The sequence below is a fragment of the Psychrobacter sp. 1Y4 genome (assembly GCF_051847555.1).
In genome coordinates, this window is the sequence record NZ_JBPYDE010000393.1 from 1 (window position 1) to 802 (window position 802).

The window sequence follows — 802 nt, forward strand, 5'->3', positions numbered from 1 at the left end:
CATATGCTGTGAGTAAAACTCATAAAACGCACGCAGATCCATATCCATACTGTCAACGTTCTGCCACGCTGGCGGTACCAAGATAGACATTGCATGGAATAGGTTCATACCACCAGACATAAGCACTTCGAGCATGTTATCTAGGCTTGATGAATCAGAACCTGTGCTATTTACGAGCGGCGTCAATTCATTCAAGTTCGGCAGTTTTTCTGATTTGAGCTTTGGAGTGCGTGCTTTAGACCAGTTGCGGTTACCCGTGATAGTGTTCAATTCACCATTATGAGCCAGATAACGGAACGGCTGTGCCAATGGCCAGCGTGGCAAAGTATTGGTGGAGAAACGCTGATGGAAAACCACGATATGTGACGCCAAGCGCTCGTCTTGTAGATCTAAAAAGAATGCTGGCAGGTCTGATGGCATGACCAGACCTTTATAAATAATGGTCTGGCAGCTTAATGAACATACATAAAACAGCTCGTCATCTATGAGGCGCTGCTCTGCTTTTTTGCGTGCAACAAACAGCTTACGGTTAAAATCATCAGCTGCTAGATCATCTGGTGCATTGACAAATACCTGCTTAAAATCTGGTAATGTCTCACGGCCGATCTCACCCACAATACTCAAATCAAGTGGCACATCACGCCAGCCAGCGACTTCTAATCCTTGGGCGGTAATCTCATCGCTCAATACTTGCTGACTATGCTTGGCTTTATCATCATCCAAATTGACGAACACCATACCAACGGCAAAGTTGTCTGTGATTGCAAATTGCTGCTCATTGGCAATCTGTTTAAAGAAGTCG

General features: G+C 45.0%; 1 pseudogene. It reads right to left on the reverse strand.

The window, feature by feature from the left end:
- Positions 1-802: pseudogene (gene gltB / locus ACS8FC_RS16540) on the reverse strand (glutamate synthase large subunit); the annotation flags it as partial.